Below are 22373 nucleotides of genomic sequence, written 5' to 3' on the forward strand. Positions count from 1 at the left end.
TCATCGGGTAGCTCGGTCAGGTGGTGACAGGGTAGCCAGATTCTACCCCGCCGATGGCGATCAGGCAGCTGCGGCGGGATTTATGCAGCGTTTCCCTAGCCGAGATACCATGGCCCTTTTCAGCCGACCAGCAGAAGGCTCGCCCCATGACGGCACACACTCGACCGTGCGCCATCCTGCTCATTGCCGCCCTGATGACCGGGGGCTGCAGCGCGACCACCTCCCATGCCCCGGCCGCCCCTCAGGGCGCCTGCGACAGGGTGGCCGATTACGCCATTCCGGCGCAGCGCTTCGATGAGACGGCCCAGCAGCTCGCGCACGCCACCGGCTGTTTCATCCGCACCGACCTCTCCCGGACCGGCGCGATCCCCGTGCAGCCCGTCACGGGCACGATGAGCCTGCGTCAGGCGCTCGAGCGCGCCCTGCAGGGCACCGGGCTGAGCATCACCGACCATCGGCCGGATACCCTTACCGTTTACTGAGCACTCCCTGGCCACTGCGCTCTTCCCCACTCCGACTGCCCCGGGCAGCGGCCGGTTCCTCGCCAGCCTGCAACGATCATTGGTCGTGTGCACGGAACTGTACAGGAAATATGTGTACAGAACTGCTACAAATGTAAGTGTGCGTTACGACGCTCATTTCCATACAGGCCGGTCTTCACAGGGAGGTGAAATGACTTATTGGCTGACCGCGATCGTTTCCGTGGCAGGTATCGTGCTCTGTGCCTACGGCACCATGGAGGGACTGTTCATGATGGCCGGTGTCCAGTAGCGAGACATCCGGCAGGAGCGATCGCAGTGGCTGATGGGGCCGCCGCGAACGCCACACGCCCCGAACCGGCACCGCAACCTGATTTCGGTAAAGGAATTGCCCGCCCGGCTTCCGTTAACATCCGCCAACTTTCGGATACCGAATCAACCCATCGGGAGGACCGGGCAGACCCCATGAAAGTATTGCTGAAAGCGCTGACGCCCCTTGTGCTGCTGCTGAGCGCGGCCCTGATTTACAAGTTCTGGGCCGGGTCGCGCAGCGATCCTGACAACCCCGATGCCGAAGGGGATCGACTGATTCGTCATTACGACAAGCAGAGGCAGCAAGACCGGCAGCAGCAGGAGCGCTGATGCCCCTGCCCGAAGCGACCCGGCCGCCAGCACCGGCTGCCCGGCAAGACCGCAATAACATTGTGCTGCAGAACTGCCCTGCCGGTAATTCGGGAGCGCTTTGCTGACAGTTCGCCACCGGAAGCCGCGCCTTCGTAAACAAACACCACTGTCGCGTTTTACCGGCCCACTACACTGCGACCTCCCTGAACGGAGGAGGTCGCAGAATGTGGGCATGGATCGCAACAAGCTGGGGCTGGATCACGGCCAATGCCACCGTGTTCAGCGGGCTGACCAGCGTGGGCATGCTGCTGATCTGGGGCATCTATCTGCAGCTGATACTGCATAACTTCCGGATGCAGCGGCGCCCCCAGATCATCATCAATCGTGACCGCGGCCGGGATATCAACTCGCTGTGCCTGATCAGCAACATGAGCCAGGAAGCGGTCTTCATCGAAACCATCTTTGCCCAGCTGGAAACCTCGCGCGGCAGCTGGTTCATCGATATCACCGATATCATTGACGAACAGGCCACCCGTCATGATGAACAGCACCAGACCGGGGCGGATACCCGCATGCTGAGCCGGGTGACCCATCAGGGCCCGCTCAACAAGGGCCAGTACATGGAAAGCGGTACCATCGGTCTGATCATCCGGCGCATCGCCGACGCCAACGGGCTCGAACTGAACGAGACCTGTCATGCCGGTTCGGCAGAGGTCGAACTGCACTCGCTGGCGATCTTCCTGATCGCGGTATTCGGCAACGAGAAGCGGCCCATCGGGGCCCGGCGGCGCTTCAAGCTGGTCGATGACGATGAGCGGCGCCTCTCGCTGGTGCCGGACGAGCCCGGTACACGCCAGCTCAACAGTCGTCGCCACCGGCTGGAGATCCGGCGCTGGCAGCAGGCCCTGCTGTAGGGCCGAAAGCGTCACGCGGCCCTCGTCCAGAATATCGAGCCGGCCCGGTCGGCCGAAGAGGTACCCCTGCAGATGCGAGCAGCCCTCGCGCTGCAGCAGGTCGACCTGCTCGGCACGCTCCACGCCCTCGGCAGTCGTTTCGATGTCCAGGCTGCGGCTCATGCTGGTAATCGCCCGCACGATGGCCAGCGCCTCGCGGCTCTCGCAGACCTCGTTGATGAAGCTCTTGTCGATCTTGATCTTGTCGAAGGGGAAGGTGCGCAGATAGCGCAGCGAGGAGTAGCCGGTACCGAAGTCATCCAGCACGATCCGCACGCCGAGCTGCTTGAGCTGGCGCAGGGTTTCGAGATTGCGCTGGGTCTCGTCGAGCAGGACGGATTCGGTGATCTCCAGTTCGAGCCGCTGCGGGGCGAGCCCTGACGTGGCCAGGGCCCCTTTCACCCGGTCGACCAGATTGCGGCGGCCGAACTGGATCGGCGACAGATTGACCGACACCACCTGCTCCGGTGGCCAGCGCATGGCTTCCCGACACGCCTCGACCAGCACCCACATGCCGATCTCGTGAATCAGCCCGGTCTCCTCGGCAATCGGAATGAACTGCAGCGGCGGAATCAGCCCCTTGGTGGGATGATTCCAGCGCAGCAGCGCCTCGTAGCCCGACAGGGCCATGTTCGCCGAGTTCTTGATCGGCTGATAGTACAGCAGCAGCTCATGGCTGGTCAGCGCCTGGCGCAGATCGGTTTCGACATCCAGCCGGTGACGCGCCACCTCTTCCATGTCGCAGCGAAAGAATTCGTACTGATTGCGCCCGTTGCGCTTGGCTTCATAGAGCGCCAGGTCCGCCTGACGGAAAAGCTGTTCCGCGCTGTCGACCCCTTCGGAGGAGAGGGCAATGCCGATGCTGATGCCGGTCTGGATCTGGTGGCCATTGATGAAAAACGGCGATCTGCTGACACTCACCAGCTGCCGGGCCAGATCCTCCACCTCTGCGTGATGCCGGCAGGCCGGCGCCACCACCGCGAACTCGTCACCACCGATCCGGGCGAGCGTCTCACCGGCGTTCAGGGCCTCGCCCAGCCGACCGGCCAGCTGTCCCAGCAGTTCGTCACCGGCCTGATGGCCCAGCACGTCGTTGACATCCTTGAAGTTGTCGAGATCGAGCAGCAGTGTGCCGACCCGCTGCTCCCGGTCATCGGCGTGTCGCAGCGCCTGGCCGAGGCGCTCGCCGAACAGCATCCGATTGGGCAGGTTGGTCAGCGCATCGTGATGCGCCATGTGCCGTATCAGTTCATTGGCCGCATGCTCTTCGGTCACGTCCTCGATCAGGTACATCAGGTGTCCGGAGTGCTGCTCGCCTCCCTGCAGGATCAGGATGCGACACTTCAGCCGGCTGGGTACCGCGCCGGTATCCAGCTCGATTTCCGTTTCCACGCACCGCCCGGTCGTCATCACTTCCGCGGCCTGGGCCTCGAGATGCGCCAGGATCTGTGCCGGGCGGGAGGCCTGGCCGATCCGCTCGTCCGCCTTGCCGGGCCGGGCCGGAAGCTCATCGTGGTTGCTCAGCAGTACCCGGCCGCTGCCGTGATCCTGCACGATCACCCAGGTGGGAATGTTGTCGATGACCGTATTGAGAAAGCCGGAAAGCACGCCCAGCTCTTCATTGCGCTGCTCGGTCTGCTGCCGGGCATGGACAAGCTCATCCTCATAGCGCTTGCGCTCGGTCATGTCGCGGGTGATCTTGGCAAAGCCGATCAGCGCGCCGCCCTCGTGCACGGCATCGATCACCACGCTCGCCCAGAAGGCGCTGCCATCCCGCCGTATGCGCCAGCCTTCGGCCACATAGCGCCCCTCCTGACGGGCCGCCGCCAGCCCCCGATCGGGCAGCCCGGCCCGGCGCTCTTCTTCGCTGTAGAAACAGGAGAAGTGCCGCCCGATGACTTCATCGCGGTCATAGCCCTTGATGGCCCGGGCGCCGGCATTCCAGCTGGCGATCCGGCCCTCGGGATCAAGCATGTAAATGGCGTAATCGGTAATGTTCTCGACCAGCTGACGGTAGGACTGGTCATTATCGATCAACACGGAATCCATCCCCTCACAAGTCGGCGCGAACGGTAGGTTGAACGGTGCCGCCGGCACCCTGTGGCCAACGTTATTGCCGATATCGACCGCAAGCATCATGTTCTTGACCCCCGGCGGGATGTTCACTTCAGCCGGTTCCTGCATCCAAGGTATAAGCCCGGCGCCCGCCACCCCTCTGCTATCGTGGCTGCGCCACGATCTCATCTTGCGCATGCCCGGCCAGCGCCTGCCCATCTTCATCAATCACCGGAAGCCGCCTCATGACATCGAGTGCCAGCGCCATCGCCGACCAACTGACCGCCCTGCTCGGCAGCAGGGGGGTACTGCAGCATGACGCGGACCTCGGCCGCTACATGGAGGACTGGGCCGGTCACCGGCGCGGTCGGCCACTGGCCGTGGCGCGCCCGGCAAGCACCGAGGAAGTCGCCGCGGTGGTGCGCTTCTGTCATGCCAACGGCATTCGCATGGCGCCCCAGGGGGGCCATACCGGGCTCGTGGACGGCGCCCTGCCGGCCGAAACCGACGATGAGCTGATCATCAGTCTGGAGCGCCTCAATCGTATTCATGCCATCGACCCGATCAGTTTCACCATGGACGTGGACGGCGGCTGTATCCTGGCCGATATCCGGGAGGCAGCACAGGCGCAGGCATGCTTCTTCCCGCTCTCCTTCGCTGCGCAGGGCAGCTGTCAGATCGGCGGCAACATTGCCACCAACGCCGGCGGCATGAATGTGCTGCGCTACGGGGTCACTCGCGAGCTGGTGCTGGGGCTCGAGGTGGTGCTGCCCGACGGGCGCATCTGGAACGGCATGAAGGCCCTGCGCAAGGACAACCGCGGCTACAATCTCAGGCAGCTGTTCATCGGCAGTGAAGGCACCCTGGGCATCATCACCCGCGCCGTGCTGAAGCTCTTTCCGAAGCCCGATCAGACGGCGACCGCCCTGCTGGCAGTGCCCTCGGTGGAAGCCGCCGTGCGCCTCTACGGCGAGGCCCGGCGCGGCTGCAGCGATCTACTGTCGGCCTTCGAACTGATTCCCCGCAGCTGCCTGGAACTGGCCTTCGAGGCGACCGACCAGCTCAGCGACCCGCTCTCCACGGCCTACCCCTACTACGTTCTGCTGGAAGCCTCGGCCACCGGCCCAATCGAGCTCGATACCATGGTCGAGCAGCTGCTCGAACACGCCATGGCGCAGGAGCTGCTGCTCGACGGCGTGCTGGCAGCCAGCAGCTCCCAGGCCGAGCGGCTGTGGCTGATCCGCGAGAGCATGCTGGAGGGACAGCGCGCCCGGGGCCCTCATCTGCGCACCGATATCGCCGTTCCACTGGCCCGGATTGCCGAATTCGTGACCGAGGCGAGCGCTGCTGTCGAAGCCGCGTCGCCGGACTCCACGGTGCTGGTCTATGGCCACATCGGTGATGGCAACCTGCACTATAATATCCTGCCACCATCACAGCTCCCGGAAGCCGACAAGCACGCCCTGCTGCATGACCTCGAGGCCCTCGTCTTCAGCGTGCTTGACCGCTTCGACGGTAGCCTCAGCGCCGAGCACGGCATCGGCCGGCTCAAGCAGGCTGCCTGGCTGGAGCGCGTCTCGAGCGATGAGCTCGCCCTGCTGACCGGCATCAAGGCGGTATTCGATCCCGATCAGCTGCTGGCCGCCAACCGCATCCTGCCCGCCTCAGGGCGCGACTGACACCGGCAGCAAGAGGCACAGGCAGCGGGCCCGTCACGACGCAGGGAGCCCGTGGTTACCCGATTTCGGATGGAGCCGCCCATGATGATCGCGTTCGAAGGTCCCATCGGCGTCGGCAAGACCACGCTTGCCGAACAGCTGGCCGATTTTCTCGGCCCGCAGACCCGGCTACTGCTGGAGGATTTTGCCGGCAACGCCTTTCTCGACGATTTCTACGCTCAACCGGAACGCTGGGCGCTGCCGGCCCAGCTCGAATTCCTGGTCTCGCGCCACGAACAGCTCAGCGCCTGCGTGCCGGACCCGGCTGCACCGACCATTGCCGATCACAGCCTGATGAAGGATCGGATATTCGCCGAGCTGCTGCTGAGCGGCCGGGAGCGGGCGCTGTACGACCGCCTGGCCGCCCGGCTGCAGGGCGAAGAGATCACGCCCGACGTGCTGATCTATCTGGATGCCGAAACCGGAGTGCTGCTCGAGCGCATCGCCCGGCGCGGGCGCACCTTTGAACGCGATATCAGCGGCCATTATCTAAAGGCTCTGCGGCAGGGCTATGAACGCCATCTCGCTGCCCTGGCCGACTCGACCCTGCTGCTGCGCCTGGATACCTCGAACATGGTGCCGACATCGGCCAACGAGCTGGCCTCGCTCTGGCATCGCATTCAACACTCCTGCCCGGAGTAGCACGGAGGCGGATCGTAGTGCCGTCATCCGTCAGCCACCCCGCAACCGTATCCGATTCACGGCTGACAGTCGCTCTCATCAGCTTGACGGGATAATCTGCCCTGTTTATTTTTAACCATGGTTTAATATCGTAAACCCGGGAATATTACCTCACCCGGCCCGATCAACGTACAAGGAGCCAGACGTGAGCGCACGGCAACCAACGGGTACCTGTCCAGCGCCCGGACAGCACTCCGCCGGCCCGGAGCACCGGAGCGGAGACGGGAGCAGCCGGTAATGAGCAGCCAGCAGGGAGAAACGCTCGAACATCTACCCGGAGAAACCGCCACCATTCACGCGGCCCAGTCGGCGCTCGAGGGCCATCAGCGAGGGCTGCGGCGTCTGCTGCCCTTTCTGGGCCCCGCCTTCATAGCCTCCGTGGCCTATATCGACCCCGGCAATTTCGCGACCAACATCCAGGCCGGCTCCACCTACGGCTACATGTTGCTGTGGGTGGTACTGGTCTCCAACCTGATGGCAATCCTGATCCAGTCGATGTCGGCCAAGCTGGGGATCGCCACCGGTCGCAACGTGCCGGAAGTCTGCCGGGAACGCTTCTCGCGTCCGGTCACCATCGCACTGTGGATCCAGGCCGAAATCATCGCCATCGCCACCGATCTGGCGGAGTTCATCGGTGGCGCCCTGGGGCTCAACCTGCTGTTCGGCATACCGCTGTTTCCGGCCGCCGTGATTACCGGGATCTTCTCCTTTGCCCTGCTGGAACTGCAGCGCCGCGGTTTTCGTCCGCTCGAGGCCGGCATCACCGCACTGGTGGGGATCGTGGTGGTCTCCTTTGCCTATGAAGTCATCATTGCCCGCCCCGATGGCAGCGCACTGCTGGCAGGCCTGACCATCCCCCGCTTCGACGGCACCGACAGCATCCTGCTGGCCGCCGGCATCCTGGGGGCCACCGTCATGCCGCACGTCATCTACCTGCATTCGGCACTGACCCAGCGCCGGGTCGTCGGTCGTACCGAAAACGAGCGGCGGCGCATCTTCCGTTTCGAATTCATCGACATCCTGATCGCCATGGGCGTTGCCGGGCTCATCAACGGCGCCATGCTGGTGATGGCGGCCGGCCTCTTCTTCGGCAGCGATGTCACCATCTCCACCCTCGAAGGGGCCTTCGCCCATCTGGATGACAAGGTCGGGCCACTGGCCGCCATCCTGTTCGGGGTCGGCCTGCTGGCCAGCGGCTTCTCGAGCTCCTCGGTCGGCACAATGAGCGGGCAGATCGTGATGCAGGGCTTCATCAACCGCCGGATTCCGATCTTCCTGCGCCGGCTGATTACCATGGGGCCGCCGCTGCTCATTCTCGGCCTGGGGCTCGATGCCACCTCGGCACTGGTACTCAGTCAGGTAGTGCTCTCGTTCGGCATTCCGTTTGCCTTGATCCCGCTGCTGCTGTTCTGCTCCAACCGTGAACTGATGGGCTCACTGGTCAATCACCGCCTGACCACCGTGACCGCCTGGCTGATTGCCGCTGTCATCATCAGCCTCAATATCTTCCTGCTGGTCAGAACCCTGACCTGAACCGGCGTGAGCAGCCCGTTCGGCTGCTCATGGCTGACGCCCCGACTGCGACATTTCACCACTCAGCTTTTGCCCCCTGCCGCCGATAATCCGGCGAAGCCGAAAGCAATTACAGGGGCAAGGCACGATGAAGTGGCTCGAAAACATGACGGTCAGGGTCAGCTGGACCCTGGTGCTGCTGGTCTTTTTTGCACTGGTGCTCGGCGTCAGCTCGCTGGGACTGTATACGCTGCACTACAGCAGCGAATCGCTGGCTCGCCTGCATCAGGTCAACGTCAGCCAGCAGACCCTGCTCGACCGGGTCAACACCCGCCTGCTGGCACTGCGCCTGGACATTGCCCACCAGACGGGCTCGGCCCGGGTGGACACGGCCGGGCTGAACCAGCAGCTCGACAGGATTCGAACGACCTTCCAGCAGTTCACCGCCCTGCCCTTCGCAAGCGAGCAGCGTGCCGGTGTCGAGGCCCTGCGGCAGGATTTTTCACAGCTGGTCAGCGAGGGGCTCACCCCCCGCATCAGTGCCTTGCGCAGTGACCCGGCCAGCAGTGAGGCCGATGACCGGCTGCACACCCTGGGCGATGCCTTCATGGCGGATGCCGAGACCTTCATCAGCTCGGCGGAGCGCACGGGCAATACCCTCTACAGCCGCTTCCAGCAGCACGCCACCCTGCTGCAGGTGCTGATGATTGCCGCCATCATCGCCGCCGTGGTGATCAGCCTGATCGTGATGTGGGGCGTGACCGCCAATGTCATCCGGCCGCTCAAGCGTCTCGTGGGTCACTTCGAGCGCATGGCCCGTGGCGATCTCTCCGCGGTGAACGAGCGCCACGGCAACAACGAGATCGGCAAGCTGTTCAGCGCGCTGGCGCGCACCCGACAGAGCCTGGCCGACACCGTGACCACGGTGCGCGCCGGCAGTGACCACATCAACAGTGATGCCCGTACCATCGCCCGCGACAACATCGATCTCTCCTCGCGCACCGAGCAGCAGGCAGCCTCGCTGGAAGAGACGGCCGCCAGCATGGAGCAGCTGACCTCCACGGTACAGCAGAACGCCGACAACTCCCGCCAGGCAAGCCAGCTGGCCAACCGCGCCAGTGACACCGCACAGCGGGGCGGCAAGGTCATCGGCGAGGTGCGTGAAACCATGCAGGAGATCTCCAGGGGCGCGCATCAGATGGTCGATTTCATCGCCCTGATCGACTCCATTGCCTTCCAGACCAACCTGCTGGCGCTCAACGCGGCCGTCGAGGCCGCGCGTGCCGGTGAACAGGGCCGCGGATTTGCCGTGGTGGCCGGCGAGGTACGCGCCCTGGCCGGCCGCTCCAGTGAAGCGGCGCGAGAAATCCGTTCCCTGATCGACACCTCGATCGAGCGGGTCGACAGTGGCTCGAACCTGGCCGACCAGGCCAATGACACCATGCGCGAGATTGTCGAGGCGGTGCAGCGTGCCACCGAGCTGATGACCGAGATTGCCGCCGCCTCCGAGGAGCAGAGCAGCGGCATCAGCCAGGTCAATCAGGCGGTTTCGCAGATCGACCAGGCCACCCAGCAGAATGCCGAACTGGTGCAGAACGCCGCCCAGGCCGCACGCGAACTCGAGCAGCAGGCCGAAGCGCTGCGCGCCTCGGTGGCCGTGTTTCAGCTGGAACAGACCGACCGTTCGCCCCGCCCCCGCACCGCAACCACCGAGGCCCGCCAGCAGCCGCGGGAGGCCGGCACAAGACGTTCGAACACGGCGGAGCAGCCTTCGGGCGAGCCGCAGAGCAACCCGGCATCACGCTCGCCCTCCCGGCCGCAGCCGGAGGCCTCGTCCCACCCGGCCGCCACCACGGCCACACTGCCGGCACGTCCTGCCCGGGCCGCTACCCGCGACGAGGATGAGTGGGAAACCTTCTGAAGCATCGCCGCTACACCGTCATGACACAGCCGCCTCCGGGCGGCTGTGTCGTTCAGGAGCCGGGGCACAGGGAGAGCGCCGGGGGAGCTCTTCCCGGGCTTTCCCCGCCGACATCGAGCGCGGACAATGGTGCCGTCTCGGTGGCGCTCGCCGACAATGGCGTGCCATCTTCACTCCACGACCGCGAAAGGAGCAGAACATGAACAGCGGTGACGAGCTGGTCATCGGCCTCGATATGCTGCCCGAAGGGGCGGATGTCGGCACCATCGTGCATCTCGAACTGCCTGCGGACAGTGAGGGCCAGGCCCCTGCCGGGCACTACGCCCTGCTGGTACGCCAGCTGGGCCCGGAGGAAGCGCTCTGTGAGGTCATGGCCATCGCGCCGACCCACTGACGTGCCGCCGCCCGAGGCCGGATCACCGATTCGCCGAGCCGGCCGACTTCGAACTACACTGTGGGCGTCGTTGTTCGTTATTACTGCAGGGAGGCATACATGGCCGAACAGCATCGCAATCAGCACGCAAGGGAAGAGCCCGAGCGGCGCGAAGAGGCGCTGGAGCCGCACGAGGATGAGCTCACCGCGACGGCCGAAGAGGTCGAGTCACTGACCGATCGCTCCGAAGAGGACTTCGACGGCACGGCATCGACCCAGCCGGCCGAGGAGCTGCCCCAGGAGTTCGATGAGCAGGCCGAGGAGGCGGTGATCGGCGATCTCGACCGGGACGAGGCCGAGCTGGCCCGCAAGGAGGCCGAGCTGGAAAACGAGCTGGAGGTCACCGGCGCGGATGAGGAAGGCGTGGAAGCGCACATCAAGGAGCTCGATTTCGATGAGGCCGAGGGCGAGGATGGCGTCGATCCGGAAGCCACCCGACCGGATCGCCAGAGCCGCGACCCGGATTCGCTCTGATCGACCCTTGCCCTGATCGACCATTGATAGTGGTCAAGTCTGAAGCGCATCGCGACTGAAGTCGCTCCTGCAATACCAAAACTCAGGGCTCATCGCGCGCCGGCAGCCGGGCATGGCCGTTCGACCAGACCCACTCGGTGATCTCGGGCATATCCTCGAAGTGCTCCTGAATGTAGCGCTCGTGACGCTTCAGCAGCGCTTCCAGATCGCTGATGATACCGGCAGCACGCTCCAGCTGCTTCGGCACATAGCGCAGCGCATCCAGCGCCAGGTGGATCCGGCTCATGCGATTGAGCACGGTCATGTCAAAGGGCGTGGTGGTGGTGCCCGCTTCCATGTAGCCGCGCACATGCACCCGGTCGGTGCCGGGACGGTGATGGATCAGCTGATGCACGACTCCCCGGTAACCGTGGAAAGCGAACAGCACCGGCCGATCGGCGGTAAACAGCGAGACAAAGCGCGCCTGACTGATACCGTGCGGGTGATCGACATCGAGGCTCATCAGATCGACCACGTTGACCACACGCACCTTCAGCGCCGGCAGGTAGCTGCGCAGCAGATCGACGGCCGCCAGCGTCTCCTGGGTGGCGATATCACCGGCACAGGCCATGACGATGTCCGGCTCCTCGTCGCCGCAGTTGCTCGCCCACTCCCAGACATCACAGCCCAGCCGACAGTGCTCGCGTGCCTCCTCCATCGAGAGATACTGCAGCTGCGGATGCTTGTCGATGACGATGGCGTTGAGGTAATCGACACTCTGAAAGCAGTGCTCGGCCACCGACAGCAGGCAGTTGGCATCCGGCGGCAGATAGATGCGGATCACCTCGGCCTGCTTGGTCAGCAGGTTGTCGATGAAGCCCGGCCCCTGGTGGCTGAAACCGTTGTGATCGTTGCGCCAGCAGGTCGAGGTCAGCAGATAGTTCATCGACGGCACCGGCTCCCGCCATGAGACATTGCGGGCGTGCTCGAGCCACTTGGCGTGCTGGACCGCCATCGAATCGATGATCGAGGCAAAGGCCTCGTAACTGGCAAACAGACCGTGCCGGCCGGTCAGTACATAGCCTTCCAGCCAGCCGTTGCAGTTATGCTCGCTGAGCACCTCCATCATGCGGCCGTCGCGGGATACCTGCTCGTCCTGATCGTGAATCTCGCTGACCAGGCAGCGGTCGGTGGCCTCGAACACCGCCCCCAGCTTGTTGGAGTTGACCTCGTCGGGACAGAACAGCCGGAAGGTCGTGGGGTTGTCGCGATAGATGTCGCGCATGTACTGCCCCAGCCGCTCGGTCGAGCCGTGCAGCTCCCGGGCTCGATTGTCTTCGGTGACCTCGACCGCATACGCCTGCAGATCGCGCAGTGTCAGCGGCTGTCGCAGCTTCCCGCCGTTGGCGTGCGGGTTGCTCCCCATGCGCTGCTCGCCGCGCGGCGCCCGATCCGTGATCTCCCGGTGCGGGCGACCCTGCTCGTCGAACAGCTCTTCGGGGCGATAGCTGCGCATCCAGCGCTCGAGATGGGCGCGATGCTCATCGTTGTCGCGCACGCCTCCCATCGGCACCTGGTGGGCATGAAAGGTGCCTTCCACCGGCACGCCATCCACCCGATCGGGGCCGGTCCAGCCCTTGGGCGTGCGCATCACGATCATCGGCCAGGCCGGCTTTTCGCGCACACCCTCTTCACGGGCACGGCGCTGGATGGCATGAATTTCGTCGATCACTTCGGTCAGCGTCTCGGCCATGGCGCGATGCACCGTCATCGGATCATCGCCCTCGACAAACCGGGGTTCATAACCGTGCCCGCGGAAATAGTGGGTCAGGGTCTCGTCGCTTTCGCGTGACAGCACCGTGGGGCTGCCGATCTTGTAGCCGTTGAGGTGCAGGATCGGCAGCACGGCACCGTCGCGGGCCGGGTTGAGAAAGCGCATCCCCTTCCAGGAGCCTTCCAGCGGCCCGGTTTCCGCCTCGCCATCGCCGACTACGGCAGCAGCAATCAGACCGGGATTGTCGAAGACGGCACCAAAGGCGTGCACCAGCACATAACCGAGCTCGCCACCCTCGTGGATCGAGCCGGGCGTGGGCACACTGACGTGACTGGGTACGCCGCCGGGAGTGGAGAACTGGCGAAACAGCTGGCGCATGCCGGCCTCGTCACGGCTCACATGCGGGAAGTGCTCGCTGTAGCTGCCCTCCAGCCAGACATTCGCCAGCAGCGCCGGTCCGCCATGTCCGGGACCGGTCAGATAGGTCATGTCGAGCTCACGGGCACGGATCTGCTCGTTGAGATGGGCATAGATCAGGTTGAGCCCCGGCGAGGTGCCCCAGTGCCCCAGCAGGCGCGGCTTGATGTGTTCCGGTTCGAGCGGTTCGCGCAGCAGCGGATTGTCCTGCAGATAGATCTGGCCAACCGCCAGATAGTTGGCGGCCCGCCACCAGCGATCGATCTGTTCGAGCGTGGATTCGTCGGGCGCCAGCGTGGCGGCCTGCTGTCGGGTCTGCGCGGTATCGTGGGCTGCCATGGATTCCCTCCCGTTCGTGGCCTGTCGGTAACCTCCCGGCAATCGCTTGCCGGTTCAGTGCGAGCGCCACAGTTGCCAGGTATGTTCAGCCAGCATCGCCTCCTCGTCGGTCGGCACGACGCGGACGGTAATGGCGCTGTCCTCGCTCGAGATCAGCCGGGGCGAGTCGCCGCGATTGGCGTCGCTGTCCAGCCGCACCGACCACAGCGGGGTCAGCCGTTCGATGATCGCCTCGCGAATGGGGGCGGCATGCTCACCAATGCCGGCGGTAAACACGATGCCATCGACTCCGCCGAGCGCGACCGCCATGCGCCCCATCTCCTGGGCGGCGCGATACACGAAGAAATCGATCGCCCGGCGCGCCTCCGGCGCCTCACTCTCCAGCAGCACGGCCATGTCGCTGTCGATGCCGGAGAGCCCCAGCAGACCGGACTCGTGATAGAGCAGATGCTGCAGGGCATCCTCGTCGAAGTCGTGCTGGCCCTGCAGATAGAGTACCGCACCGGGATCGAGTGCCCCGCAGCGAGTGCCCATCGGCAGGCCGTCGAGCGCGGTGAAGCTCATGGTCGTCTCGCGACTCCTGCCGGCCTCCATGGCACACAGGCTGGCGCCATTGCCCAGATGGGCCACGATCACCCGTCCGCGCGCCAGGGCCGGATCAACCTCCGCGAGCCGCCGGGCGATGTACTCATAGGAGAGCCCGTGGAAGCCGTAGCGCCGTATACCCTCCTCGTAATAGCGTCACGGCAGACCGGTCAGCTGGGCGATCTCGGGTCGGGCGAGATGAAAGGCACTGTCGAAACAGGCGACCTGCATGACCTCCGGCGCAAAACGACTGACGGCATCGATGCCGGAAAGATGATGCGGCTGATGCAGCGGTGCCATGGGGGTCAGCGAAGCGATGCGCTCGCGCACGTCACGGTCGATCACCACCGGCGCATCGAAGAAGCGACCGCCATGCACGATCCGGTGCCCGACCGCTACCAGCTGAAAGGCATCGAGCTGCTCATCGAGCATGCGGCGAATGCGCTCATAGCGTGATCGTGATCGGGCACTTCCTCGCTGGAGGGGTCTTCGTCCGTCACTACGGTGCCATCGGCGAGCTCGCCGGCCAGATGGGGATGGCTCCCGATACCGTCGAGTTGAGCGTGTGCCAGCAGTTCGGGGGGCGTCTCGCGGTCCACTCGATACAGTGACAGCTTGATGCTCGACGAGCCTGCGTTGACCCCGATGATGACGGTTCGATTCGAATCCGGCATGCGCGCTCCCTGCGTAACCGATGAAGGTGGCCCCTGAGCATCAAGCGTAGCCAGGATAGCCGCCCCCGGCGCAAGAATCGCCACTCCGGCAGTCACCGCACAGCGAACCCGTCAGCCCGGTCGAAGAGTCCGTCTCCCTCTTCTACTCTGTAACGGCACACATCTGCGACAAGGAGCTGTCATGCCTATTGTTCAACGACTCGAAGACGTTACCCGCACCATGATCGAGGATGCCGAAGCTGCCACCGAAACCGGGCCGGATGCCAACCCGGGTGGCCATGAGCACAGCAGCAATCCGGTGGCGGATCTGGGCATGTCGCTGAAGCCGCACATCGACCAAGGCATGTCGCGCAAGGAAGTGGCCGAGCGGATCGGTGCCTCCACCGATCTGGTCGATCGCTGCCTCAGCCATCCGATCGTCACCCAGCTCGACGAGGGCACCGACGGACGATGAGCCCCCACCCCTGATGGCAACAGGCCGCGTTCCCACGCGGCCGACCGTCAGTTATCTTCCCGGCCCAGCGCCGGGCGGATTTCCGGCTCGGGGCTTTCGGCACTCAGGTTGGCGTAGCGCCTGAGGGTGATCACCAGCCGCTCGTTGAGCCCTTCCAGCAGATCGATCTGATCGCTGTCCAGCCGGCCCGAACCGCGCAATGCACTCACCAGCTGTGCTCCGTCGCGCTCGAAGGTCTCGTCGTACTCTCCCCACGCACTGTGCTCGTAGGCCCGCGCCAGGGTGTACTGCCAGCGCCGCAGCGTCGCGCGTACCCGGGGCGTGTCATCATTGGTACTGATGCGCCGGTTCATGCGCAGGATCAAATGGCCGAGATTGAGCCCGCTCAGGCCCATGTCGAGCAGGTAGCGCTCATCCTCGGGCAGCGCGCTGTCGTGCCCCGACAGGCGCTGGATGCGCTCGATCATGCGCCCGTTGAACCAGTCGGCGGTGCTCTCGCGGGAGTGCTTCTGCGAATGCTCCCAGAGATGCAGCAGGTCATCGGTGATCGCGCCAATGGCCCGCCGGCGCATCACCAGCGGCCCCGGGCCGGGAAAGAGCCGGAACACGGTCCACAGGATGATCAGACCGAGAATCACGGCCACGGCCCGATTGAAGAAGCTGACCACGCTGAAGGTCATGTCATTGCTGGGCTGCACCGTGATCACGAACAGAATGCTGAACCCCAGCGCATAGGGCAGCGTGACGAAATTGGCAATGCCCATCAGCCCGAAGAACAGCGGTACGCCGAAAATCAGCGCCAGCATTTCGTAAAAGCCGGTGGACTGCGCCAGAAAGACATAGCCGAACACCAGCGCCGCCACCAGCCCCAGCACGCCCCCCTTGAGAACGTTGCGAATCATGACGGTAGGATTGGGAAAGCGGTTGAACATGATGCCGAAGATCACCGGCAGGATCATCATCAGTACCGCCGAGTTCCACTGGGTGCCGACATAGATCACCGCACCGATGATGAACAGCACACCGGCCCGCAGCGCGGTATTCATCGCCTGCAGATAGTCGCGATGATGGGCAAAGCGCCGCGCGCGCAGGCGCATGGTGGAGGTATGGCGGATGGCACCACGGGCCTGCACCATGACATGCGCGCAGTTGAGCAGCTCATGCAGCGCCTGCCCGAGCCGGCGCTGCAGATGCGACCCCGAGCTTGCGCTGGTCAGATCGGCATCCTGCACCCGCCGGCGCAGGGCATTGAGCACCCGGCGGCGCTCCTCGGTATTCTCCAGCGAACGCAGGCGCGAGAAGGTGCGCCGGATATCCTCCAGCACCGCCTTCATGGAATCGGTCATCAGCTCGGAATGATTGCGCACCAGCCGTCCGGACACCTGCATCTCGGAGAGCAGGGTCAGCGTGCGCTGGGCCAGCAGCTGCGCCGCCCGGGCACGCCCGGGACCTTCCGGCCCTTCGTAGATGATGGCACTGCTGTCGGTATTGAGGGTGACCGCCGCCTGCAGCGCTTCTACCGTCATGCCCTGCGCGCGGCCCAGCGAAACCTCCGGATCGAGCTCCGCCTCCAGGGCAGCAAAGGCCTTGTCGATGACCTGACTGGCATGGCCGTTGACGACTTCGCGCACCCGCACCGGCCAGACCAGCATGCTGACCAGGGTTGCGCAGGTGGCCCCCAGCCCGATTTCGCTCATGCGCGCCACGGCGGTCTGGAAGACCCCATAGCTGGAGTTGTTGCTGATCATCGGGATCAGCACGATCAGTGCCGCCGTGGCCGCGCCGATGGCAAAACCGTAGGTGAGATTGTTGTTGCGGGTCAGGGTGGAGACCGCTGCATTCAGACAGATCCAGATCATCAGAAACATCAGCCCCAGGCCGGGCAGCTGCATGAACTGCGCCATGATGATGATGCCCACGGCACCCCCGATCAGGGTGCCGCCGATCTGGCAGATGCCCTTCTCGATCACCAGTCCGCTCTGGGGCCGGATCTGCAGAAATACCGCGGAGATGACCGCCCAGTAGGGGCGATCCAGACTCATCAGCATGGCCAGATAGAGCGCCAGCGACATCGCCAGCACTCCCTTGAAGGCAAACCGCAGGGTGTTGATGTCCGGCGTGAGATAGACGCCGAGCTTGGGTCCCAGCTTCATTGCGACTGCCCGGGCGGCGCGCTGCCGGCGCCGGTTGCTCCCTCGATGCGCGGTGCAGCGCCCTGCTCGCTGCTGTTGTGCTGGATGGCCTCGGGGGGCGTATCCCGGTTGCTGTCATCACGATCTTCCGGCGCGATCCTGACCGTCGCCGTCATGCCGGCACTGAGATAGACCCCATCGGGGATATGATCGATCACGATATCGACCGGGATGCGCTGGGAGAGGCGCACCCAGGTAAAGGTCTGCTGCACCTGGGGCAGCAGCTGGTTGTTGCCGGTGGTATTGGTATTGGCGATGCCTCGACCGATGCTCGCCACATGCCCGGTCAGCTCCTTCGCCCCGCTCATCAGATGAATCGAGGCCCGGTCGCCGACATCGATCGGGGGCAGCTTGGTTTCGGCAAAATAGGCCGTGACATAGAATGAGCCGGCCCGGATCAGCGACATCTGCGCATTCCCCTGGCTGACGTAATTGCCCTCGCGCAGGTTCAGGTTGACGACGGTGCCATCGGTCGGTGCCCGGATCACCGTGCGCTCCAGGTCGATCTGCGCGCTCTCGAGCTGCGCCTGCGCCTGCTCATAGCTGGCTTTCGCGCTCTGGGCGTTGAGCTGGGCCGTATCGAGACTTTCACTGCTGATGGCATTGCTCGAAAGCCCCCGGCGGCGCTGGTAGTCATGCGCCTGCAGCCGGTACTCCGCCTGACGCTGTGACACGGTCGCCTTCGCCTGGTCGAGGGCCGCCTGGTAGCGGCGATCGTTGATGCGAAACAGCACATCGCCCTTGTGAACATCCTGGCCATCCTGAATATCCATCTGCGATACCCAGCCGGAGACATCCGGGGCGATGGTGATGACATCCGCCCGGACGCGAGCATCGCGGGTCCAGGGCGTGTACATGTAGTAGTGCCAGAGCCAGAGTCCGAGTGCAGTGGCCAGCGCCACCATGACGAGAGTAATCAATACTTTCAGGAAGGTACGCATCCGGATTCCGTGTTTAGTCCATCGAAGTCAGCACGTAGGTCACGACTGCCAGTACGCAGACGAACAGCGATACATCAAACCAGGCTTCCTGCCAGACAAGGCGTGACAGCACGCTCTTGTGGATCAGGGTCCGCAGCAGGGTAGCGACAACCAGGCTGATCAGCACGAAGATCAGCATGGGACTGTAGAAGATGCCCCCCAGGGCCATTTCATGCAGCATGACGAGGCTCCTTCTGTCATCCCGGACAGGCCGGCAGGTGATCGGACACTTCAGGCAGGAACGGGTTCAGCGCGGGGCATGGTGGTCTGCCAACGGGCAATTCTATCCAGGTTGGCAGGCTGTTGCGAAACCGGTGTCGAGTGATGCCGAAAAACCGACCGGCCGCTACCGGGTCACCCCGAGGGCACAACGTAAAAAGCCGGCCCGCAATGGGCCGGCTTTCTCTGGCTTGCTTCAGCCGAGCGGGGTCTGCTCAGAAGCTGTAGACCACGCCGGTAGCCACACCGGTGCCATTGTCTTCTTCGCGATCGTAGCTAGCACCCTCCAGATAGACGTACATCTGGGCGCTCAGGTTATAGGTACCACCCAGCACGACCTCGTTGTAGCTCTTATCGTTGGTATTATCCGTGTCAAAACCTTCCGGATCGACCAGACGAACAGCATTGGCTTCAGCATCAACGTACTGATAGGAGCCGTAGAGATCGCCGTTGCCATAGCCCCAGCGGGCGCCCAGCGCGTAGCGGTCGACGTCGGCATTGCTCGACCAGTCAGCATCCAGCTTCTCATACTTGAGGGCCACGCGCAGGGTGTCCCACTGGTAGCTGGCGTTCATGCCATAGACGCTGCCGAAGTCTTGCTTGTTGTCATAGTTACCAACGTTGACGGTAGTAGTATTACCGAATGCATCTGTATTGGTAACTGTAGTAGTGCCTGCAAAATCCTGATAAGCAAAGTTATCCAGATCGTCATACACAGCAGCCAGAGTCAGGCCACCAGTTGTGTAGCGCACACCACCGAACGGGGAGGCCTTGCCATCGCGACCGACGAAGCGGCCCTGATCTTCGGGAATATTATCATTATAAGCGTAATCATCCAGTTCGTCGTCGTCACCGTAGTAGTTGAAACCAACGGCAAACTGCAGACCCGCCATGATCGGCGAGGTGTAGGTAATCTTGTTGCCTTCGTGCTTCTGACTGGAAATGTCCGACTGGGCTTCGGTGTTGTCGAAGTATTCGTTGTTGGAGATCGGATCGTCGATCCAGTCATCCATCAGCGGGTCCCAGGAACCGATGCGCAGGTCACCGAACTCGCCGGTCAGCCCCAGGTACGCCTGGTCACCCTTGGAAAGTCCCGAGCCATCCGAGTTATTATCCAGAGAGTCGTAGTAGCCCTTCTGCTCGTCGGCGTTGAATTCGAACTCGGCGCGGAAATAGCCGGTCAGGTTCGGATTGATGATGTGCTCGCCACGGAACCCGATGGTGGAACCGTTGTCGAAGAGTTCATCCTGATAATTACCGTCTTCGTCCTGCACATTCTTCCAGCTGATCTGGAGGTTGCCGTAGACGTCGAGCTTGGAGCCGTCCTGGTTATAGACAGTAGCGGCCTGGGCACCGGTGGCCAGAGTTCCCACAACACCGGCGATTGCAGTCGCGAGGAGCGTCTTTTTCATCGTGATGGTTCCTTGACTAGCTTACTGTTCGATTATTGTCTGCCTGGGCAGAAAGCTCGCCGCCTAAGGCGTTGAGCATGGTTATTGTCTGTATGCTCGCCCGAGCACCTTATACCGGGCTTTTTGAGAACGCAACAAAAAAAAACACTGTTTTCGTTCCGGGTGCCATCGTTCTGCAGGGCGCCATGATCAGGGTTTCATGTGCCATTTCAATGACACTTTGGTGTCTTCTACCAAGGGATAATGCCGCCCTGAATCAGGCGTTTTGTTCACTGTCTGCAATTTCTCATTGCAGACAGTGAGTCAACTTCGCCGGAAGGCAGGGCCGCTACTGATGACCATGGCGGGAGGCCAGCGCCGAGAGCTTGCTGGCCATGCGTTTCGACTGCGCCTGCTGCTCACGCTCACGCTGTTTCTGCTGCAGTGAAGTCAGCTGCTCGGCGGCATGGTGGGCATCCTGCTCACTGACTTCACCTGCCTCACCGCCATCCAGATCGACGCGCACATTGCCGTGGCGTACCGACTTGAGATAGCGCGGCAGATTGACGTAACCGGCCAGCGCCCGTCGGATCAGCTTTTCCGGCCAGGGCTCGCGTTCGGCCAGGTCGTGATGGATGCCGATCTTCAAAGGTCGGGTGTGGCCCCTGAAAAAGGCGTTCGGATAGCGCTGATACCACTGCTTCAGCAGGGCCTGGGGGGAAGGGGGTTGTGATGCGGGCTGTTCGGCCTCGCTGGCGCCATGAGAAGGCGACGACTCGACTGCGGTGCTTGCCTGCTGCCCGGTCGACGGCGACGGTGCCTCGTCGGCGGGCTCGTCCGCCGTGGCCATGTGTTCGGTCGAAACGCTGTCACGCTCCGGCGCGGCGTTCCCGGGCGATTCGCCGGCAGCCGCGGCAGCCTGCGTGTCATGCAGGCTGGAGGGGCCGTCGGCAGATGCCCCACCACCTGCGGCATCCAGGATATGACCGAGGCGCTGCTCGAGCGCCTGATTGCGAACTTCCAGCTCATGAATACGCTGATGTGCCGATTCCAGCTGCGAGCGTGCCTGCGAGGCCTGCTGTTCCAGCGCGTCCAGCAGCTCACCGAGACGATGGGTCGTCACTACGCTGTTCTCCCTGCTGCCCTGTTCAATCGGAGCCGACTCGTCATGCACGCCCTCGGCGCCATGACGGCGTGATGATGGGTCATGCCTGTTCACGGCGCTCGTAGCGCACGAAGTCGTAATGCGGCCTGTCGGGCGCCTCTTCGCCGGGGTGACGCTCGACCTCCTGCCAGCCCTCGTCCAGCGGCGGAAAGAAGGTATCCCCGTCGATCTCCGCATCCACTTCGGTCAGATACAGCCGCTGCGCCAGCGGCATGGCCCGGGTATAGATCTCCCCACCCCCGATGACCATGATCTCCTCGCACGCATCCAGCATCGCCTGATGATCGGCCATGTCGAGCGCGCTCTCCAGATCATGACAGACCCGCACGCCCTCGTGATGAAAGTCCGGATTGCGGGTCACCACGATGTTGAGCCGATTGGGCAGCGGGCGACCGATCGATTCAAAGGTCGCCCGCCCCATCACCAGCGGCTTGTCCCGGGTGACTGCCTTGAAGAACCTCAGGTCCTCGGGCAGATACCAGGGCAGTTTGCCCTGCGCGCCGATGACCCGGTTGCGCGACAGCGCGGCAATCATGGCCACCGGCACGACCAGCTCGTTCATACGGCCACCTGCGCCCTGATGTGAGGATGCGGCTCATAGCCCTCGATCGCAATATCCTCGTAGCGGAAGGCGAACAGGTCACGCACCTCGGGGTTGAGTTTCAGCCGGGGCAGCGGCTGTGGTGTCCGCGACAGCTGCAGCTCGGCCTGCTCGAGATGATTGAGGTAGAGATGCGCATCACCGAAGGTATGAATGAACTCGCCCGGCGCCAGATCGCAGACCTGCGCCACTATGTGCGTCAACAGTGCGTAGCTTGCGATGTTGAACGGCACGCCGAGAAAGATATCGGCACTGCGCTGGTAGAGCTGGCAGGAGAGCCGGCCATCGGCCACGTAGAACTGGAACAGGGCATGACACGGCGGCAGCGCCATCTCGTCCACCAGCGCCGGGTTCCACGCCGACACGATCAGACGGCGGGAGTCCGGGTTGCGACGGATCTGTTCGATGACATTGGCGATCTGATCCACGCTGCCACCGTCCGGGCGCGGCCAGCTGCGCCACTGGTAGCCGTAGACCGGGCCCAGCTCGCCGTTCTCGTCGGCCCAGGCGTCCCAGATGCGAACGCCGTGCTCCTTCAGGTAGGCGATGTTGGTCTCCCCCTGCAGGAACCACAGCAGTTCATGAATGATCGAGCGCAGATGCAGCTTCTTGGTAGTGACCAGCGGAAAGCCATCGGCGAGGTCGAAGCGCATCTGATGGCCGAAGACCGACAGGGTCCCCGTACCGGTGCGGTCGCTCTTGCGCGTGCCGTGATCGAGCACGCGCTGCATGAGATCCAGATAGGGCTGCATG

General features: G+C 63.7%; 19 protein-coding genes and 1 pseudogene. 9 read left to right on the forward strand and 11 right to left on the reverse strand.

The window, feature by feature from the left end; translation table 11 throughout:
- Nucleotides 1–146: 146 nt before the first annotated feature.
- Nucleotides 147–482, forward strand: coding sequence for an STN domain-containing protein (locus tag C7446_RS06865; protein ID WP_121172368.1), 336 nt, complete (start codon nucleotides 147–149; stop codon nucleotides 480–482).
- Between the two features lie 315 nt (nucleotides 483–797).
- Nucleotides 798–1121 carry a hypothetical protein gene (locus tag C7446_RS16290; protein WP_147408736.1) on the forward strand — a complete coding sequence of 108 codons (324 nt, stop codon included), beginning with the start codon at nucleotides 798–800 and terminating at the stop codon, nucleotides 1119–1121.
- A gap of 158 nt (nucleotides 1122–1279) precedes the next feature.
- On the opposite strand, the gene C7446_RS06870 is transcribed toward C7446_RS16290, so the two are convergent.
- Nucleotides 1280–4096, reverse strand: a complete 2817-nt coding sequence (locus tag C7446_RS06870; RefSeq protein ID WP_121172688.1) for a sensor domain-containing protein — start codon at nucleotides 4094–4096, stop codon at nucleotides 1280–1282.
- Between the two features lie 260 nt (nucleotides 4097–4356).
- On the opposite strand from C7446_RS06870, the gene C7446_RS06875 reads away from it, so the two are divergent.
- From C7446_RS06875 to C7446_RS06900, 6 genes are all read left to right on the forward strand, one after another.
- Complete coding sequence (locus C7446_RS06875; protein ID WP_121172369.1) at nucleotides 4357–5790, forward strand: FAD-binding oxidoreductase; 1434 nt, start codon at nucleotides 4357–4359, stop codon at nucleotides 5788–5790.
- Between the two features lie 81 nt (nucleotides 5791–5871).
- Nucleotides 5872–6471, forward strand: coding sequence for a deoxynucleoside kinase (locus tag C7446_RS06880; RefSeq protein WP_170150018.1), 600 nt, complete (start codon nucleotides 5872–5874; stop codon nucleotides 6469–6471).
- A 276-nt stretch (nucleotides 6472–6747) separates the two neighbouring features.
- The gene (locus C7446_RS06885) at nucleotides 6748–8043 is read left to right on the forward strand and encodes an Nramp family divalent metal transporter (protein WP_121172371.1); all 1296 of its coding nucleotides are present in this window, start codon (nucleotides 6748–6750) and stop codon (nucleotides 8041–8043) included.
- A gap of 127 nt (nucleotides 8044–8170) precedes the next feature.
- On the forward strand, nucleotides 8171–9943 hold the full coding sequence (locus tag C7446_RS06890; protein ID WP_121172372.1) for a methyl-accepting chemotaxis protein: 1773 nt from the start codon (nucleotides 8171–8173) through the stop codon (nucleotides 9941–9943).
- Between the two features lie 199 nt (nucleotides 9944–10142).
- Complete coding sequence (locus tag C7446_RS06895) at nucleotides 10143–10337, forward strand: hypothetical protein (protein WP_121172373.1); 195 nt, start codon at nucleotides 10143–10145, stop codon at nucleotides 10335–10337.
- Between the two features lie 99 nt (nucleotides 10338–10436).
- The gene (locus tag C7446_RS06900; RefSeq protein WP_121172374.1) at nucleotides 10437–10850 is read left to right on the forward strand and encodes a hypothetical protein; all 414 of its coding nucleotides are present in this window, start codon (nucleotides 10437–10439) and stop codon (nucleotides 10848–10850) included.
- Nucleotides 10851–10932: 82 nt separating this feature from the next.
- Here C7446_RS06900 and C7446_RS06905 read toward each other — a convergent pair whose 3' ends face one another.
- The 3 genes and pseudogenes from C7446_RS06905 to C7446_RS16565 form a co-directional block, all read right to left on the reverse strand.
- Entirely contained in the window at nucleotides 10933–13359 is a 2427-nt protein-coding gene (locus tag C7446_RS06905; RefSeq protein WP_121172375.1) for a phosphoketolase family protein, read from the reverse strand.
- A 54-nt stretch (nucleotides 13360–13413) separates the two neighbouring features.
- A pseudogene (locus C7446_RS16555) lies at nucleotides 13414–14376 on the reverse strand (acetate/propionate family kinase).
- A complete protein-coding gene (locus C7446_RS16565; protein WP_211327885.1) occupies nucleotides 14340–14618 on the reverse strand; it encodes a hypothetical protein in 279 nt (92 codons plus the stop codon). Before C7446_RS16565 ends, C7446_RS16555 begins: the two are co-directional and overlap by 37 nt.
- Nucleotides 14619–14799: 181 nt before the next feature.
- On the opposite strand from C7446_RS16565, the gene C7446_RS06915 reads away from it, so the two are divergent.
- On the forward strand, nucleotides 14800–15072 hold the full coding sequence (locus tag C7446_RS06915; RefSeq protein ID WP_121172376.1) for a hypothetical protein: 273 nt from the start codon (nucleotides 14800–14802) through the stop codon (nucleotides 15070–15072).
- Between the two features lie 47 nt (nucleotides 15073–15119).
- Here C7446_RS06915 and C7446_RS06920 read toward each other — a convergent pair whose 3' ends face one another.
- The 7 genes from C7446_RS06920 to C7446_RS06950 form a co-directional block, all read right to left on the reverse strand.
- Nucleotides 15120–17225, reverse strand: coding sequence for an FUSC family protein (locus C7446_RS06920; protein WP_121172377.1), 2106 nt, complete (start codon nucleotides 17223–17225; stop codon nucleotides 15120–15122).
- Complete coding sequence (locus C7446_RS06925) at nucleotides 17222–18205, reverse strand: efflux RND transporter periplasmic adaptor subunit (protein WP_121172378.1); 984 nt, start codon at nucleotides 18203–18205, stop codon at nucleotides 17222–17224. Before C7446_RS06925 ends, C7446_RS06920 begins: the two co-directional genes overlap by 4 nt.
- A 13-nt stretch (nucleotides 18206–18218) precedes the next feature.
- A complete protein-coding gene (locus tag C7446_RS06930; RefSeq protein ID WP_121172379.1) occupies nucleotides 18219–18425 on the reverse strand; it encodes a DUF1656 domain-containing protein in 207 nt (68 codons plus the stop codon).
- A gap of 253 nt (nucleotides 18426–18678) precedes the next feature.
- The gene (locus C7446_RS06935; protein WP_121172380.1) at nucleotides 18679–19875 is read right to left on the reverse strand and encodes a porin; all 1197 of its coding nucleotides are present in this window, start codon (nucleotides 19873–19875) and stop codon (nucleotides 18679–18681) included.
- 328 nt (nucleotides 19876–20203) lie between these two features.
- Nucleotides 20204–20977 (reverse strand): ProQ/FINO family protein, encoded by a 774-nt coding sequence (locus tag C7446_RS16655; protein WP_245977748.1) that lies wholly within the window; start codon nucleotides 20975–20977, stop codon nucleotides 20204–20206.
- 82 nt (nucleotides 20978–21059) lie between these two features.
- The gene (locus tag C7446_RS06945; protein ID WP_121172381.1) at nucleotides 21060–21581 is read right to left on the reverse strand and encodes a dihydrofolate reductase; all 522 of its coding nucleotides are present in this window, start codon (nucleotides 21579–21581) and stop codon (nucleotides 21060–21062) included.
- Complete coding sequence (locus C7446_RS06950; protein ID WP_121172382.1) at nucleotides 21578–22372, reverse strand: thymidylate synthase; 795 nt, start codon at nucleotides 22370–22372, stop codon at nucleotides 21578–21580. Before C7446_RS06950 ends, C7446_RS06945 begins: the two co-directional genes overlap by 4 nt.
- Nucleotide 22373: the final 1 nt, after the last annotated feature.

This window comes from Kushneria sinocarnis (assembly GCF_003633775.1).
Lineage (GTDB): Bacteria > Pseudomonadota > Gammaproteobacteria > Pseudomonadales > Halomonadaceae > Kushneria > Kushneria sinocarnis.